Origin of the sequence: Fulvivirga sediminis (assembly GCF_016757215.1) — a bacterium.
In the GTDB taxonomy this organism is placed as follows: Bacteria; Bacteroidota; Bacteroidia; order Cytophagales; family Cyclobacteriaceae; genus Fulvivirga; species Fulvivirga sediminis.
The window spans coordinates 141,024-157,299 of the sequence record NZ_JAESIY010000003.1 but is presented as its reverse complement, the minus strand read 5'-3'; the positions used below and the strand labels follow the sequence as shown (position 1 = coordinate 157,299).

Here is a 16,276-nt window from a genome sequence, read left to right as displayed (position 1 = left end):
ATTTTCAATGCAGCACACAAGCTATACCAGGATACTTTCAAAAGATTCTTTAAGACTACCTGTAAGATCACACCAGAAATAAGCTTTTACTAATTCTGCTATAGAATACAATGTGTGCGTATTTAATGAGTGAATATAGACTAAGAATTTAAAGTCACCAAAAGAAGCTCATTAGATCTGCTCAAAAAAAGAACATAAAAAAAAGCCTATCCAAATTTATTGAATAGGCCACTTCATTAAATAAAATATCTTACCTATAACCTACTAATTCACAATAATTAGTGGGAACATGATGATCATAATAGTCATCTACGCTGAAATTGATTACAAGCCTATTACCACTTATCCTACCATTACCCTGAATATAATAGCCATCTACTCGTTGGTTGGGGATATAAATACTATTTCCATTGATCTCGGCCAAAACATCAATATTGGCTCCATAAAAGTTAGTAAGGAATACCTCATCACTATATTCACCTACAACCACGCGCATGTTATAGTAAACAGATTCATCAAATGTGCTACTATACTCATCCACCTCATAGTAACCTAAAAACTGATCTCTTGTATTAACTATTACAGGTACAGGTTCTTCCACCACTACCACATCACAACTAGCCAGTAAAAGAACTATGGGAATTATTAAAAGTAAATGTTTTCTCATGTCAGTAATCTTTATAATGATACTACATGAAAAACAATAATGAGGCCAACTTAAAAATCACTCATATAAACAACTGATTGTCTGAAAATTAAGATTATAAATTCCTAACAAATCGATCATTAAAATGTAAGCTTTTATCTTTTTTTACCTGTACTTTCAGTTGTGATAAAATATCTCCGTCTTTATCAGAAAAATAGATATGATAAGTATCTGGTTTAAGGTCATCAAAAATATCATCGGTGAACCCCAGGCTTAGCGTTAGCGTGATGGGCTTTTTAAGCCTTTTACTCATCACTTCTCCCCCTTGACCACTCATTACATTAACCCTGAATTCTTCTGGCTCTATGGAGGTGATATCAATAGCTAATTCTAAATGAGGCAATATACTATTTTCCAGTGTTCCATTATTTTGTTGGTACAAAGAAGCAGGCTTCTCCTTCAGCTTATATTCCACCTTCATATCATATGAGTCAGATTCTCTGAATGGAATAATAGCCTGCATGCCCGAGAGGACACAGAAACATATTGAATAAAACAGTAACATCCGTGAAATAGCGTTTCATATAATATACAAAAACTATTGCACAGAATCAATATAGAAAGACTACTGAGGCAAACTTTTGAACATCTGAGCGTATCTATTTATCAACTCCAGTGTGCCGCTGTCTACGTCATAAATAGAGTACCACCCTTGCTGCTCATGAGGAGGGTCTCCTGTGAAAGGATCTCCGGCATGCCATAGGCCAGCTGCTTTTTTGGGTCTGCCCTCTCCTGAGTACGACCAGAAATTACATCCCATAAGACCTTTATCTGCATTTTCGTAAACCTCTTCAAAAATGGCTATAAAAAACTTATTTCTATTTTCAGTAGTAGCCGATATCTCGAAAGAACCATTATCACGAGCCACTCCAAATTCTTCTAAGACTAATGGTTTATTCATCTTTTGGCTTAAAGCCAAGTGTTCATGTAAATACCGCTTTGCTTTATAAATGGCAGAATCAAGATCTTCGCTACCCTTAGAAGGATCATACCAAGCCCAGTTTTCTACCCAGATATGCATGGTTGCATAGTCTATATATTTACTTTGATGATCTTCCCAAAAATTATTACCTGCATGGTAGGTGGCCGTATTACCTTCAGAACCTATGCTTACCAAGTGGTTTTTATCCTTTTTCTGTATAAAATGCGCTGTCTCATCTACCCACTTACGATAAGCCTCAACATTAGTGTAGCCTCTCGGCTCATTGCTAAGCTGCCACGACATAATGGTAGGGTCATCTTTATATTTCACGCCACTAATAGTGTTTGTTCTGTTAATGATTATTTTAATAAACTGTTTATACAATTTATTAGCCTTTTTATCAGCAAAGAAAGAGCTGGTGTGTTTCTGGAAAAGGTTCCAGCTTGTATTTTCTACCGGAGGAGAATACACCATGGCTGAATCATTAGCCCATGCAATATACTGAGCCATGCCTCCACTCCATATCCAAAAATTATTAAGGCTTACAGCCGCGGTGAGACCTCTTTTTTTCATCTCTACCAAAAGGAAATCTAAACCTTGAAATACTTCTTCATCATACTCCCCGGCTTCTGGCTGTAAGGATGGCACCACTCTGTATGGCGCATCATTAGGCCCTTCTGACGCTCCAATAATTCTCAAATTGCTAATGCCTATTTGCTGCAAGTGATCCAGTTCGCGCTTCAATCGCTCCCTATCTCCGCCTTTACCAGGTGAACCCAAGTTCATGCCGTACCAATAGTTAGTACCTATAAAATAATAGGGTTCTCCCCGATGATACAATAGCCCGTCTTTTACGGCAACGAACTGCTGACTAAATCCATAGAATGAAATGAAAAATAGAACAAGAGTAGTTAGACTGGCTCGCTGATTCATAAGATGTATTTTTCCTCTAATATGGGGCATTATACACTTTTTGAACCATGGCCTATGTCACATTTTTAGTGGATATATTTTACTTCTGCTCCTCACTTATGGCTGTTTCCTCTTCTTCATCACTTATGCCATACTCTGAAGGATTAACCCCAAAATATTTTTTAAAGCAGCTTCTGAAATATTGTAAATCCTGAAACCCTACTCTATAGGTTACTTCCGCAATGGTAAACTCATTTCGCTCAATAAGCTGAGCGGCTCGCTTCAGACGGATGGTACGAATGAATTCATTAGCCGACTGCCCTGTGAGGGCTTTTAGTTTTCTATAAATCTGCATTCGGCTCATACCTACATCTTCACCAAAATCCTCTACGGAATAGGCGGTATTAGACATGTTTTTCTCTACACTTTCTAAGGCCTTTTCTATAAACAATTCATCAGCAGAGCTAAAAGTGACTTTCTTGGGCTCAATATTGAGGGTTTGGCTATCATTGAAATGCTTTCTGAGCTGCTCTCTGGTTGATATGAGATTTTTGACTTTTAACAGTAGCACCTGATAGTTGAAGGGTTTGGTGATGTAATCATCTGCTCCACTTTCCAGGCCCTCCACTTTATAGATTAAAGAAGTACGAGCCGTAAGCAGCACTATAGGAATGTGAGAAGTAGCCGTATTTTTCTTAATAGCCTTGCATAAGGCAATACCATCCATTTCAGGCATCATAACATCACTAACTATGATATCCGGCAACTCAGACTCCGCCAACGCCAGTCCTAACTGACCGTTCTCGGCCTCTACAATCTGATATTTATCAGCAAATATCGATTTGATATGTCTGCGTACCTCAAGGTTATCTTCTACGATCAGCAGCTTTTTAAGTGTGTCATTATTAGCAGGCTTTCCCTCTGGCAGGCTCACAGGCATAATCTCTGCTTCCAAATCAGTCATTGAGTGATAATGCCCAATATATTCACTATCCTTAAAGTTCTCAATAATATCAGCATCCGCAAAATGAGCATTCCCCTTGTTAAGAGTGACCGTAAAGACAGTAGTTTGATTTTGAACGCTATTAACAGCTATTTCTCCATGATGCATCTTCACTAAAGAGCGAGTTAGAGCCAGACCAATACCAGTACCAGACTTATCCTCGCCTTCGGAATAAAAACGATTAAATATTTTACCTATATTTTCAGGAGCAATGCCTCGGCCGTTATCTTCAATTTTTATAAAAACCTTATCATCTGTCTCTTCAAGTATAATCTTCACGACACCATTCTTAGGCACATGCTTAAACGAATTTGATAGCAGGTTAAATAATATTTTTTCAAACTGATCGCGGTCATACCACAATTTGATATTATCACTATCGCTATAAAACTCAAATTTCACACCTAACTTCTCTGCTAAACCTGTAAACATCAGCCTAATCTCTTTCACAAACTTCACTATATTACCTTCGGCCACTTTAAGGTTTAACTTACCAGATTCCGCCTTTCTAAAATCTAATAGTTGATTAACCAAACGTAAAAGGCGCTGCGCATTTTTATTGATAATATCCAGTTCGTCTTTAACATATTTACCACCCGTTCCTGAGGCTATGAGCTTTTCTACCGGACCAAGTATTAGTGTAAGAGGAGTTCTAAACTCATGTGATATATTAGTAAAAAATTTCAGCTTAGACTGGTTCATTTTCAAAACACTTTCACGCCTCAGCCGCTCCATTTTGATATCATTGATATAATTTGTTCTCACAATAACAAGATGCCTGAAAAGCAATAAAATGGCCATAGCCAGCATAAAATAAGCCATCATCGCCCAAAAGGTTTTCCACCAGGGCGGTGAAATATGAATGGCTATTCTTTTTGCATCAAGACCCCACACCCCATCATTATTAGTAGCCTTCACCTCAAACACATAATTGCCATATTTCAGGTTAGTGTAATTAGCAAACCGGCGCTGCGCTCCTGTATATTCCCAATTATTATCATATCCTACTAGCCTATATGCATATTGATTTTTTTCCGGAGCAGAAAAATGGAGGGCAGCAAATTCAAAAGAAATGGCATTTTCATCATAATGCAGGTTAATTTGCTCTGTCTCATTGAGCTGATTTTCAAGAATGACTCTACCATTAAACTCTTCGTTTGGCAATACTGCCTTGTTATAAATATCAAAATCTGTCAGCACCACCTTAGGCGAAAATGGGTTTTCGTTCACCTCATCTGGCTTTATAATATTTAAACCATTGTTGCCTCCAAAAAACAGCCTGCCTTTGGCATCTTTATAGCATACATTATTATAAAAAAAGCCTCCTTGAATACGGTCTCTTCTATCATAATGATGAACTGACTCAGTAGAATCCTTGGGATTGAAAACAGATATACCATTCCAACCTGAAAGCCATAACTTACCCATATTATCTTCTAGCAGACCTACCACTACTTCATTTTCATTACGACTAATCTCATGGTTTTTCCATTGGCCACTCTTCTTATCAAATTCATTCAATCCTCCTTCACTACCAATCCATAACCGGCCATTTTTAGTTTTATAGATAACATTTATAAAATCATTATTCAACCCTGCTTTTGATTGTCGGTATTGTGTGACATTTATCTTATCTCCCTGGTTTTCCATAGCTAACAGCCCCTTTCCTCTGGTTCCTACCCACAAGGTTTTACCATCTTGATACATGGCGACTAACGGCGCCTGAGATAGCACCGGCTCCCCATAATGTGTTACGGTACCATCTTCATTGATTTTATTGAGTCCTCCGCTCCAGGTACCTACCCACATGCCTCCATGATTATCACCCGCCATGGACATGATATAATTATCAGAAATTTGATTTTGTTTCGTTGAACTACTAAAATGCTCATAGTGGTTTACCTTCTGGCTATTTTCATTAATATAGCATTTGTAAACTCCATCACCAGCGGTGCCGATCCATACTACACCAGGCTCACTAACATCAATGGTTTGAATGAAATCAGTAAAATCATTACCCCCTTGAGAATCAATTTTATAATGTAAAAACAAATCCTTTATAGAGGAAGATTCTGTCTTATCAGGATCGAAAAGGAATAATCCGCCTCCCATGGTACTCACCCAGTATTTCCCGTCACTATTACCTTTTATTCCTGTTATTATGCTTCGGCTATCATCAAAGCTGCTGGTTTCAAAAAGCTCGAAATTCTTGTTATAGGTATCAAATTTATTAATCCCTTTTTTAGTACCTACCCAAAGGACTCCCGTATGATCTATGAGTAAACAAGTAACTGTATTATGACTAAGGTTAACTCTCTCATTGTAATTACCATAAAATTTTTTAAACTCCCGGGTATTGGGATCAAAAAGACTAATACCTGCCTCTGAACCCAACATTATGAACTGGCTACTCTTTTTATAAGTATAAAGGGTGCGTACAAAGCTAAACCGCAATGAACTTTCAGGGTATAGATAATTATGAATACCTTCCGAATCTAATAATTTAAGGCCTTTTTTTGTCGACCAGCATATTACCTCTTTTCCATTATTTTTATAACTGGTAACCTTATACACATAATTATTAGCAGGGCCATCATCCTCATTTAGACGATAATAATATTTATCAAAACCAGCCCCTATTGTGTTTAATTTCAGCCTATTAAGCCCTTTTTCTGTTCCAGCCCATAAGTTATTAGATTCATCTATAAACAGAGATGTGACGAAATCATAAGAAATACTTTTAGGGTCATCAGAATGATAAAAACGCTTAAACTCCTGTTTATTTGGATCAAAAGCATTGAGGCCGTGTTGAGTTCCAACCCAGATAATTCCATCTTTAGACTCAGTAATACTCCATACGTTATTGTTACTTATAGAATGATCATTAGTAGGGTCATATTGATATTGAGTGAAGTTACCCGTAGCCTGATCATACTGATATAGACCTCCTATTAAAGTGCCGATCCATATCTTACCGCCATGATCTTCATAGAGCGCCGTGATTTTATTACTACTTAAGGTAGTTTCAGTAACTCCTTTAGTTTGAAAGATAGTGGTGGTATAACCATCATAAAGCATGAGACCTTCCCAGGTGCCTATCCAGAGATACCCTTTCTTATCTTCTATCATACAATTGATAGACCGCTGTGATAGACCTAAGTTTTCATGCGGCTGATCAAAAACAATTTCTTTATTTAAAAGTGCGGAGGGCTGCCCTTTTACCACCAAAGTCAGTAAAACAAGAAATACCTTTAGAAGGAATGTAGAAAACGATTTCATAAAACCTAATATACAATCTAAGCACGAAAAAATGCAATGCAGATTGACTTATGTTATTTTAAATGCTCTATGCGACGTATTAACTCCATCATGGCCCTGTTATTATGATAAGGGCATTTCCATGGCCCTGCCTTATCTTCACTTTTAATAATGGTGCCTATTTTATTGCTTCTCCAGTGCCACTCGCCATCCTCCTTGTCAAGCAGAGTTTTTTTGATAAACTTCCAATTATTCTTTAGAGCTTCTATATACTTTGGATCAGGGTTTATTTCCCAGGCATTTATAAAGCCCACCAGGGCTTCAGCTTGAGGCCACCAGTGCTTATCACTATCCATAATTCCATTATTGTCTACCTTATTCATGAGAGCACCATCCGTATGCACACCCTCTTTCATTACTGCATCCACCATTTTCACTGCAGTGCCTCGGGCCTTTTCTATAAATATTTTGTCATTCAAAACCTCCGCCGCCTCACACAGAAGCCAACTGCACTCTATATCATGACCAAATGATATTTCAGAAGATTTAAGATTCCAGTTCTCATCAAAAAACAATTCTAAATGACCATTATAATTAATAAACCTCTCAAAGAATAATAGCAAAAGGTTTCTTAGCTGCCTTGCGAGCTCTTCATCCTGCCAAACTCTATATAGGTTAGTGTAAGCCTCCAGTACGTGCAAATGAGTATTCATGGTTTTTTTCTCATTAGCATCCTTTTCACTAAGCCGCAAGTCATCTATCTCACCCCACTGCTCGGTGCAGGCCTCCATATAACCATTCTTAAGTGCGTCAAAGCTATAATGCTCTATATGCCTGAAAATATCCTTAGCCCAATCAAGGCTTTTTTCATCTTTTGAGCATAAATAGTATTCTGAAAGAGCATAAATAGCAAAAGCTTGTGCATAGAGTTGCTTTCGTCTATTCAGCGGCTGGCCTTTATAATCAACCATCCAATATACCCCTCCAAAATTTTTGTCTATAAAATGATTAATGATATAATCATAGGCCCTTCTAGCCATTTCATGATAAGTTTTATTTGAAGTATATCGGGCTATATGAGAGAAGGTCCATAAAATTCTAGTATTTAGGATAACCGATTTATCTGCCTTGGGGTAGAGTTGATTTAAACCATCAATTCTACCATAAAAACCATCATTAACAGTATCCTTCATCCTCTGCACCCAAAAGCTCAAAGACCTGTGCATTTCTGCTTCAAACTCAGGTTTTGCTTCTTTCAACCAAAACAGTGTGTCGGCATCTTGCATCATATCTATCAATCAGTTTTAAAAGGAACTGCAGGCAAGCCTTCTTTATTGTATAAAGTAGCCTTAGGATTATCAGCCCATCCGTACCTGACAGCTTTGGGGGCATTTACTAGATCGGAGGTCACAATTACTTTGTTCCCTTTGAGCTCAGCTTGAGCTTTGTGAAATTCTCCATCAGCACCAGCAATAATAAAACCTTCTAACTTACTGCCTTTTACCATAAGCCCTGCCCCGGTGTTCACAAAACTGATCTCAGCCTTATTACCTGTAACCTGCATGCTGCTATACACAGGGCCGGAATAAACAATATCTTCATTATAAGCCACTTTTCGAGCTGCCAGCCATAATCTTTTCCCTACATCCTGCTTGTTCCTAGGGTGAATATCTTCTGCTACTCCAATATCTATTATGGTAGCCATACCGGTATTAGGTAACTCCAATGCTCCAGACTGTGCATCTCTCAAGTAAGCCCAGTCACTTTCTGGCTGCACCTCTACCCTCTGCATATAATTAGCCAGCTGCACGAATAGAAAAGGAACATATTCTTGTTTCCAATGCACACGCCAGTCGGTAATTAGGGCCTTAAATACACCTTCATAATATTCATGCTGACCGGCATTGTTTTCGCCCTGATACCATATAAACCCTTTAAGACCATAGCCAGTAAGCGGAGCGATCATAGCATTATATAAAAATCCTGGCTTCCAATGATAAAACTCCACATTAGGAACTTTAGGCTCAATGTCATTAGAATATTTCCATTTTCCTTCCAAGTCAATTTTTTCATCACCAGCCTTTAACCACACTTTTCCGGGCTTACCTATTCGCACCTTATTGTCCCAGCTATTAACTACTCTTATAGCTACCAGATTTTTTCCTTTTTTCAATAAGCCTGATTCAATTTCCAAAATAGCCGTAGTATCTTGCCAGCCTTCTTCTGCTATTAATTTCCCGTTAACGAAAACCATAGCCTCCTGCACCAGGTCTCCCAAGTATAATTGTGCTTTTTGAGGAGTATTTTTCAACTTAAAATCTTTTCTCAGCCAGGCTATATCTGATAGAGGATCATCAGTAGGCACGTCTACCTCCTCCCATTTATTATCTTTGTAAGAAATCAGTTGAGCCCCTGTTTTAATAGCGCCTTCTTTATCACTTATTATACGCCACTTTTCTTCTTGATTAGCTTCATTTTGTCTTACCTTCTCTTCCCAATCTATGTGAGGATCTAACACATGAGCAGCTTCTTCTTTATAGCCAGGGATACTTAACAATTTACGGGCATCTACCCAGGCCTCCGCCGGAGTACCTCCCCAATTACTATCAATAATACCCACAGGAACCTTCTTCTCCTGATGATTATGTTTGGCAAAAAACCAGGCTACCGCAGAAAACTCTTTAGCAGTTTCAGATGAAGCTTTCACCCATTTACCCGAAGAAATATCTGATTGAGGATCTGGCGCTAACTCATTAGCCACTTCATAATATCTGATATTAGGATAGTTGGCATCTTTTAGTTCCTCTTCCCAGTTATCAATTTTCCAACCTATTTTCCATTCCATATTAGACTGCCCTCCAGCTAACCAAACATCTCCATACAGCACATCTCTAAAAATTACTGTTCCTTCAGAAGTTACTTCTAACTCGTAAGGTCCACCAGCTGAATGGGGAGGAAGCAATAATTCCCATTTGCCATTGGCATCAGAAATGGTAGTAGCCTGAATGCTGTCAATTTTCACGTTCACCTCCTGATCTGGTGTATTCCACCCCCATATCCGCAGCGGTATATCTCGCTGCAATACCATATGATCCGCAAAAATGTGAGGCAGTCTTACTGATTGACTAAAAGAGCTATAACAAAACATACATAGCCAATAAGTCAGTAATATTATTCTCTTAGTCATCATTTTAAAAGTCATTGTTTTTCATCCATTTAAGATTCTTATATATCATCTCAGACCTCACTTCCACGCTTTTACCAGATCGGAGTCCATCTTCCGGGGTGTTTTTACAATAATCCACCAACCTTTCTACTGTACTGGTGGCTACATGCATTCGGGTATCAGAAGAAGCATAGTAAATAAATATATCTTGGCCACGCTGCACCCAGCCATTAGTGAAAACCACATTAGAAACGTCTCCCACTCGCTCTACTCCATGAGGCGCTATAAAGTGACCCGCTGGCCGGTAAGTGATTTTTGTAGGCTCTTCTAATGAGGTCATAAACATATAAAGTACATAACGAAGGCCTGCCGCAGTATTTCTCACTCCATGTGCCAGATGTAGCCATCCTTCCTCTGTTTTTATTGGAGCAGGACCTTGTCCATTTTTCACTTCATTGATGGTATGGTAGCGTCTGTCTTCAATTATAATTTCGCTCTTGATAATCGCGTTAGCAATATCATCACACATACCCCAGCCGATGCCTCCACCAGAACCTGTATCTATAAATCCATCCATAGGCCTGGTGTAAAAAGCATATTTACCTGCAACAAACTCAGGGTGCAGCACACAGTTTCTTTGTTGACTGGAAGAAGTCTTGAGATCGGGCAGCCTTTCCCATGATTTCAAATCTTTGGTGCGTACAATACCACACTGGGCTATGGCAGAAGAAAAGTCTCCGGGACCAGCAGTAGGATCTTTCCTTTCTGTGCAAAACAGGCCATAAATCCATCCGTCTTCATGCTTGGTTAGACGCATATCATACACATTCACATCCGGATCATCCGTCTCCGGCAGCAAAATAGGAAAATCCCAAAATCGAAAACCATCGATTCCTGTTTTGCTCTCTGCCACCGCAAAAAAAGATTTCCTGTCTACGCCTTCAACTCTGGCCACCAGTAAAATACTATCTCCTAAGCTAATAGCACCTGCATTAAAAACTGCATTGATTCCCTGCCGCTCCAGTAATAGAAGGTTACTCTCCTCATCGAAATCATAACGCCAATGCACGGGAGCATGCTCTGCCGTTAAAATAGGATTTTCATACCTTTCATAAACACCATTGTTTGAGCCTATAGGTGAGTTAATGGTACTAATCAGATATTCATGCTCCTCAATGAGAGCTTTAATATTATCTTTAGAATGTGTTTTCAACATGGTTGTTCAGTTGTTTTTAAGCTACTACCGTCTCTTCTTGCGGCATATCTAAGGTTCCTTTTTCAATTTCCTCTTCTAAAATCTCATCTTCTTTGTCCAGTTTATCATACCAGTTCTTTTTCAGAATAAGCATAGTGATAAATAAAATAATAACACTAATAAGCAGAGGTAGTTCTTCTCTTAAAATAATGTATATAGGAATGATGGTAAGAGATGTCTGCCAAATAATACCCACTACCACATTAAGAGCATTTCTTTTAAAATGTTGGTTTTTCTCAAAGCCAGGATCCTTAGCTACTACCATTTGATGTACAGGTCTCCAAAAGCCCCAAGGCCTTACACTTCTATAAAACTCTATCAGCACATTGTCTTCTGCCGGAGGAGCGCTAAAAGTACCTACTATACACCCAACCACAGAAACTAAAAGAGTAAGAGGAAAGTAATATAACGGTAATGTATATGGAAAAACAACAGGAAAAACCATTGAAGCGATAATACCTGCCGCCATCCCCCAGAAATAGCCTGCTCCATTAAACCTCCACCAGTGCCATTTAAGCACGTTAGCGGCGATGTAACCGCCGTAAAGGGCAGACACTATCCATTGCAGTACACTATTGATATCTTCAATGTACAAGCCTATAAGCGTACTTAGAGCCACCACTAAAAAAGATACCAGGTAGCTATAATTCATCAGCTGCTTTCGAGAGGCCGAAGGGTTAATATATTTCAAATATATATCGTTAATCAGATAAGCTGGGGCCGCATTTACTGTAGAAGCAAAAGTACTCATAAAGGCAGCCAGCAGGCCTGCCAGCAGAAGCCCCATCAGCCCTACCGGAACAAATTCGCTAATGGCCATAGGCAGCACTTTTTCAAAATCTACCTGATTGCCCATAGCCAGAAAATCATCTTTAAAAAAAACCAGGGCTAAAACCGTGAAGCCGGCAATCATAAAATAACGGGGCAGCAACAGCACCAAAGACACAAAACCACTCATCTTAGCGGCGTCAGATGGTTTCTTTGTAGCCAGTACTTTTTGCATATCAAAATTAGGAGCAGGACCAGCCATACTGGCAAACACCCCTTTAAATAACATCATCATAAAGAATATGGTGAAAAGCGAAAAGCCGTCTCCCTCAATTTTACTGTTCACTGAAGGTAAAATCTGAGTCCAATCCAGGTCTAATTGCCAACCAAAGAAAGGACTATCCCATCCTTCTGGCACCACACTCATCAGAGTATCATGACTTACCTTGTTCATGGCTATGATGCCTATCACAATGGCAGAGACAGTCATAATGGTGAATTGCAACACATCAGTCCATACCACAGACATGAGCCCTCCCATTACCACATAGAAAGTAGCCACCGAAGTAAGCACTATTCCATAGAAGTTGGGAACTTGCTCTGAAGTAAGATCAAAAGGCATATAAGGTGCTACGCTATCCCAAGGAAGGAATATTTCAATAAACTTCCCTATTCCTATAAATCCATAGCTTAAAAACCCCAGTGCACTAAAAATGGCAAAAACAACCACAATAATGTGCGACATGTGCGCTCCCTTTCCATTTCCAAACCGGGTTTTTATCCACTCTGCTCCGGTAAGCACATTGGACCTTCTCAACCATACTGAAAGGTAAATCATGAGGAATATCTGGTTAAAGACAGGCCACAACCAAGGTATCCATATGCTTTTAAGGCCATAAACAAACATCAGGGTCACCATCCACATAGTACCAGAGATATCAAACATACCGGAAGCATTAGAAAGGCCTAGCATGTACCATGGCAAAGTGTTACCTCCTAAAAAATAGGCGTTGATGTTTTTTGAAGCACGCTTTTTTAGATAAAGACCAATAACTATCGTAGAGAGCAGGTACCCCAGTATTATTAATAGGTCTAAGGTGGATAATTTCATTTTAGCAGCGGTTTATTCAGTTGATAAAGGTTTTGAATATCATCAGCAAAGAAGGTGTAATTACTCTGCTCAAACTGTTTAAAGTCTTCTGCTGCCGGATGTCCTTGGAAAGGTGTAAAAGTTTCTTCTTTAAAACGATTTCTCCATACAAGCATCCAGGCTATAGCCGGCGGATTAGGCGCCGATTGAATAGGTCTTAGAATATAGTCTGTAAACCATTTTTCATCTTTTACTCCAAATGAACCCGTTTCCGTAAGTGCTGCCACCTTACGCTTATCCTTAGCTAGTTGACTTACTGCCTGAAGGCTTTTCAGAAACTGTTGTTGTTGTTGTACTTGAGGGGTAGCAGTATTAGCACTATGACCTACATCCCAATAATTATCAAGGCCTATAATATCTACATAACTATCTCCAGGATAACCGTATAAATATGCTTCCTTGATATTATCAATATCTAACCTGCTTCTATCAGGAGAAAAGGCATATAAGAGGTTATGGACTTTTCTTTCATCCCTTAGGTAGGTTACTGTGAAACGATAAAGTTGAATATAATCTTCCTCAGAATTCATGCCTTTACCCCACCAAAACCAATTTCCATTATGCTCATGAAAAGGACGAAATATAAGAGGAATAGAAGTAAAAGGTCCTGCTTTACATTTCTTAGCAAAGTCCGCTACCTTATCCAGGTATTCTACGTAAGTAAAGTGATATTTACCCCCTGGAAGTATCTGCTTTACAGATCCTTGTTCCTTATCCCAGCTGTTATTACCATTAACAGGATTATTTACATGCCATGAAATGGTGTTGATACACCCCATTTTATAGGCCTTTTTAATCCAGCGATGCATAGATTTAAAATCTACTGTGTCAATATTAAAAGGTCTTCCTGTTTCTATAAAGCCAAGATCCCAGCCAAATACAGCAGGATAAGTTCCTGTTATCCTTTTTACATCGGAATCTTCTGGTTCATCCCACCAGCCAACACCATAGGCCAGGTCATCTTGGTGACCAAACATCACCCCTTTTTTAGATAATTTTAAAAGGTTCTCATATAAGATCTTTGTTTTTCGGGTAGCATTTTCATCCACCACATCCAAATTGCTCTTCTGAGCTTTTGATAAGGAAAAAACAATTATGAGAAAAAAAGTAAGGGAAACACCCTTAACCATAAATTTCATTCTTTATACTTTTTATTAGCTATATAAACATGCTTATTACCCCAAGGGTCATAACCACTATGACCAAAGCTATAAGCAGCTCAAAAGCAAATAAAACGTTGAGGTTCCTTTTAGACCTCCTCTTGATTTCACTTATTATATTGTATATGACGCTTAAAACTTTGTTCATCTAAGAAACAACTCTTTCAGGCGCTAAAGTGGATATTTTAAGATTGGGAGAGCAATGTGAAATTTCACATTTTGATTGGGTATTTATTTAAAAAGGCCCTAAAGTGAACTAATAGGCGCTTTCACAAAAATGAATAGCTGTAAAATAAAAAAAGGATGACTAGTATAGTCACCCTTTTTTTGATTTGAGTTTATTTCGAACTATTCGTTATTCTTTTTCTCTTGTACTTCTACTCTGATGTCTTGAGCTAGATTTTTCAACTCCTGCATTCCTTTTCTCACTCTAGTACCTGCAGCATTATTTCCTTTATTATAGAATTTGTCGAAGTCTCCTTCTAATGACATTACTAAATCTTTCAGTTGCTCAAATCTTTTTTCCATACTTGATAATTTTTTTTAAGGTTATTTAAAATTTTCTACAATTGATTTTGAGCTGGCAATATACTCAAAATGTTTATAATTCAACCAAAAACAGACTTATTTTTGATTTTTTAGCGGGTTATTGATATAATTTCTTCCCTTTGGTAAACTCCTCTATCCAATTTGTCTTTCACTGAGGCAAAAGCGTTGATAGTCTCTTCAACATCCTCTAGCGTGTGAGCAGCGGTAGGAATAAGCCTAATCATGATAACATCTTTAGGAACAACAGGATAAATAACCATAGAACAGAAAATATTAAAATTCTCTCTTAAGTCCATAGCCAAGTTAGCTGCCTCACCCAAACCTCCTTTAAATAATACAGGGGTTACAGGAGATTTAGTAGTTCCTATATCAAAGTTGTTTTCTTTCAAGCCAGATTGAAGTGCATTTACCACTTTCCAAAGGTTGTCTTTCAGCTCAGGCTGAGTTTGTAAAAGCTCTAACCTTTTTAATGCTCCGATAACCAATGGCATTGGTAATGACTTAGCAAAGATCTGTGACCTCAAAGTATACCTTAAGTAAGTGATGATAGACTCATTTCCACCTACAAAAGCACCAATACTAGCCATAGACTTAGCAAAAGTAGAGAAGTAAAGATCTATTCCGTCCTGGCATCCTTGCTCTTCACCAGTACCAGCACCTGTTTTACCCATAGTTCCAAAACCATGAGCATCATCTATAAATAGACGGAATTGGTATTTTTCTTTAAGAGCAATGATTTCTTTCAGTTTACCCTGATTTCCAGACATACCGAATACACCTTCTGTGATAACTAATATACCACCTCCTGTTTCGTCAGTGATTTTCTTAGCTCTCTCTAGCTGTTTTTCAAGGTTTTCAATGTTGTTATGCGGGAATACATATCTTTTTCCCATATGCAGCCTTACACCATCAATAATACAAGCATGAGACTCAGCATCATAAACAATCACGTCCTTTCGATCCACGACAGCATCTATGATTGAAAGCACCCCTTGATATCCGAAATTCAAAAGCATTACGGCTTCTTTATCAACGAATTTAGCAAGCTTCTCTTCCAATTCAATATGGCGTACAGTATTCCCAGACATCATTCTGGCTCCCATCGGATAACCTAATCCCCATTCAGCAGCCGCTTCCGCGTCTACTTTTCTTACTTCGGGATGGTTAGCCAACCCCAAATAATTATTCAAACTCCAGGTCAGCACTTCTTTACCATTGAATTTCATTCTTGGTGATATCTCCCCTTCCAGTTTCGGAAACATGAAATAATCTTTAGGGAGATGCGAATGCTGCCCTAGTGCTCCTTGTTCTACTTTTAATTTATCAAATAGATCCACTACTCTTAGTTTTTAGTTCTAAAACGTTCTGTTCTTTCAAAAAAACACACAAATCTAACACTAATACCCATCTTCTCAAAAGTGTAGGTT

11 protein-coding genes are annotated in these 16,276 nt (G+C 38.4%); all 11 read right to left on the bottom strand.

Annotated features, from left to right (window positions below; translation table 11 throughout):
- Positions 1 to 250: 250 nt before the first annotated feature.
- The 11 genes from JL102_RS06535 to JL102_RS06485 all read right to left on the bottom strand — a co-directional run bounded on the left by JL102_RS06535 (position 251) and on the right by JL102_RS06485 (position 16,186).
- Entirely contained in the window at positions 251 to 667 is a 417-nt protein-coding gene (locus JL102_RS06535) for a hypothetical protein (protein ID WP_202243462.1), read from the bottom strand.
- A gap of 94 nt (positions 668 to 761) precedes the next feature.
- On the bottom strand, positions 762 to 1,211 hold the full coding sequence (locus tag JL102_RS06530) for a hypothetical protein (RefSeq protein ID WP_202243461.1): 450 nt from the start codon (positions 1,209 to 1,211) through the stop codon (positions 762 to 764).
- Between the two features lie 60 nt (positions 1,212 to 1,271).
- Entirely contained in the window at positions 1,272 to 2,591 is a 1,320-nt protein-coding gene (locus JL102_RS06525) for a glycoside hydrolase 5 family protein (protein ID WP_202243460.1), read from the bottom strand.
- Positions 2,592 to 2,640: 49 nt separating this feature from the next.
- A complete protein-coding gene (locus JL102_RS06520) occupies positions 2,641 to 6,822 on the bottom strand; it encodes a two-component regulator propeller domain-containing protein (RefSeq protein WP_202243459.1) in 4,182 nt (1,393 codons plus the stop codon).
- A 53-nt stretch (positions 6,823 to 6,875) separates the two neighbouring features.
- The gene (locus tag JL102_RS06515; protein WP_237390447.1) at positions 6,876 to 8,090 is read right to left on the bottom strand and encodes an AGE family epimerase/isomerase; all 1,215 of its coding nucleotides are present in this window, start codon (positions 8,088 to 8,090) and stop codon (positions 6,876 to 6,878) included.
- 5 nt (positions 8,091 to 8,095) lie between these two features.
- Complete coding sequence (locus tag JL102_RS06510; RefSeq protein ID WP_202243458.1) at positions 8,096 to 9,991, bottom strand: sialate O-acetylesterase; 1,896 nt, start codon at positions 9,989 to 9,991, stop codon at positions 8,096 to 8,098.
- 1 nt (position 9,992) lies between these two features.
- The gene (locus tag JL102_RS06505; protein WP_202243457.1) at positions 9,993 to 11,183 is read right to left on the bottom strand and encodes a glycoside hydrolase family 130 protein; all 1,191 of its coding nucleotides are present in this window, start codon (positions 11,181 to 11,183) and stop codon (positions 9,993 to 9,995) included.
- 16 nt (positions 11,184 to 11,199) lie between these two features.
- Positions 11,200 to 13,101: a sodium:solute symporter family protein gene (locus tag JL102_RS06500; protein ID WP_202243456.1), complete on the bottom strand. Its 1,902-nt coding sequence runs from the start codon at positions 13,099 to 13,101 to the stop codon at positions 11,200 to 11,202.
- Positions 13,098 to 14,279, bottom strand: coding sequence for a glycoside hydrolase family 26 protein (locus JL102_RS06495; RefSeq protein WP_202243455.1), 1,182 nt, complete (start codon positions 14,277 to 14,279; stop codon positions 13,098 to 13,100). The genes JL102_RS06500 and JL102_RS06495 overlap by 4 nt, the downstream gene beginning before the upstream one ends.
- Positions 14,280 to 14,648: 369 nt before the next feature.
- Complete coding sequence (locus JL102_RS06490) at positions 14,649 to 14,828, bottom strand: histone H1 (RefSeq protein WP_202243454.1); 180 nt, start codon at positions 14,826 to 14,828, stop codon at positions 14,649 to 14,651.
- A gap of 110 nt (positions 14,829 to 14,938) precedes the next feature.
- The gene (locus JL102_RS06485) at positions 14,939 to 16,186 is read right to left on the bottom strand and encodes an aminotransferase class I/II-fold pyridoxal phosphate-dependent enzyme (protein ID WP_202243453.1); all 1,248 of its coding nucleotides are present in this window, start codon (positions 16,184 to 16,186) and stop codon (positions 14,939 to 14,941) included.
- Between the last annotated feature and the right edge of the window lie 90 nt (positions 16,187 to 16,276).

Bases quoted from the DNA above. Each gene is read 5' to 3' on its own strand.
- JL102_RS06495 (WP_202243455.1), bottom strand. From the start codon at position 14,279: ATGAAATTTATGGTTAAGGGTGTTTCCCTTACTTTTTTTCTCATAATT.
- JL102_RS06505 (WP_202243457.1), bottom strand. From the start codon at position 11,183: ATGTTGAAAACACATTCTAAAGATAATATTAAAGCTCTCATTGAGGAG.
- JL102_RS06535 (WP_202243462.1), bottom strand. From the start codon at position 667: ATGAGAAAACATTTACTTTTAATAATTCCCATAGTTCTTTTACTGGCT.
- JL102_RS06520 (WP_202243459.1), bottom strand. From the start codon at position 6,822: ATGAAATCGTTTTCTACATTCCTTCTAAAGGTATTTCTTGTTTTACTG.
- JL102_RS06510 (WP_202243458.1), bottom strand. From the start codon at position 9,991: ATGATGACTAAGAGAATAATATTACTGACTTATTGGCTATGTATGTTT.
- JL102_RS06515 (WP_237390447.1), bottom strand. From the start codon at position 8,090: ATGATGCAAGATGCCGACACACTGTTTTGGTTGAAAGAAGCAAAACCT.
- JL102_RS06530 (WP_202243461.1), bottom strand. From the start codon at position 1,211: ATGTTACTGTTTTATTCAATATGTTTCTGTGTCCTCTCGGGCATGCAG.
- JL102_RS06525 (WP_202243460.1), bottom strand. From the start codon at position 2,591: ATGCCCCATATTAGAGGAAAAATACATCTTATGAATCAGCGAGCCAGT.
- JL102_RS06500 (WP_202243456.1), bottom strand. From the start codon at position 13,101: ATGAAATTATCCACCTTAGACCTATTAATAATACTGGGGTACCTGCTC.
- JL102_RS06490 (WP_202243454.1), bottom strand. From the start codon at position 14,828: ATGGAAAAAAGATTTGAGCAACTGAAAGATTTAGTAATGTCATTAGAA.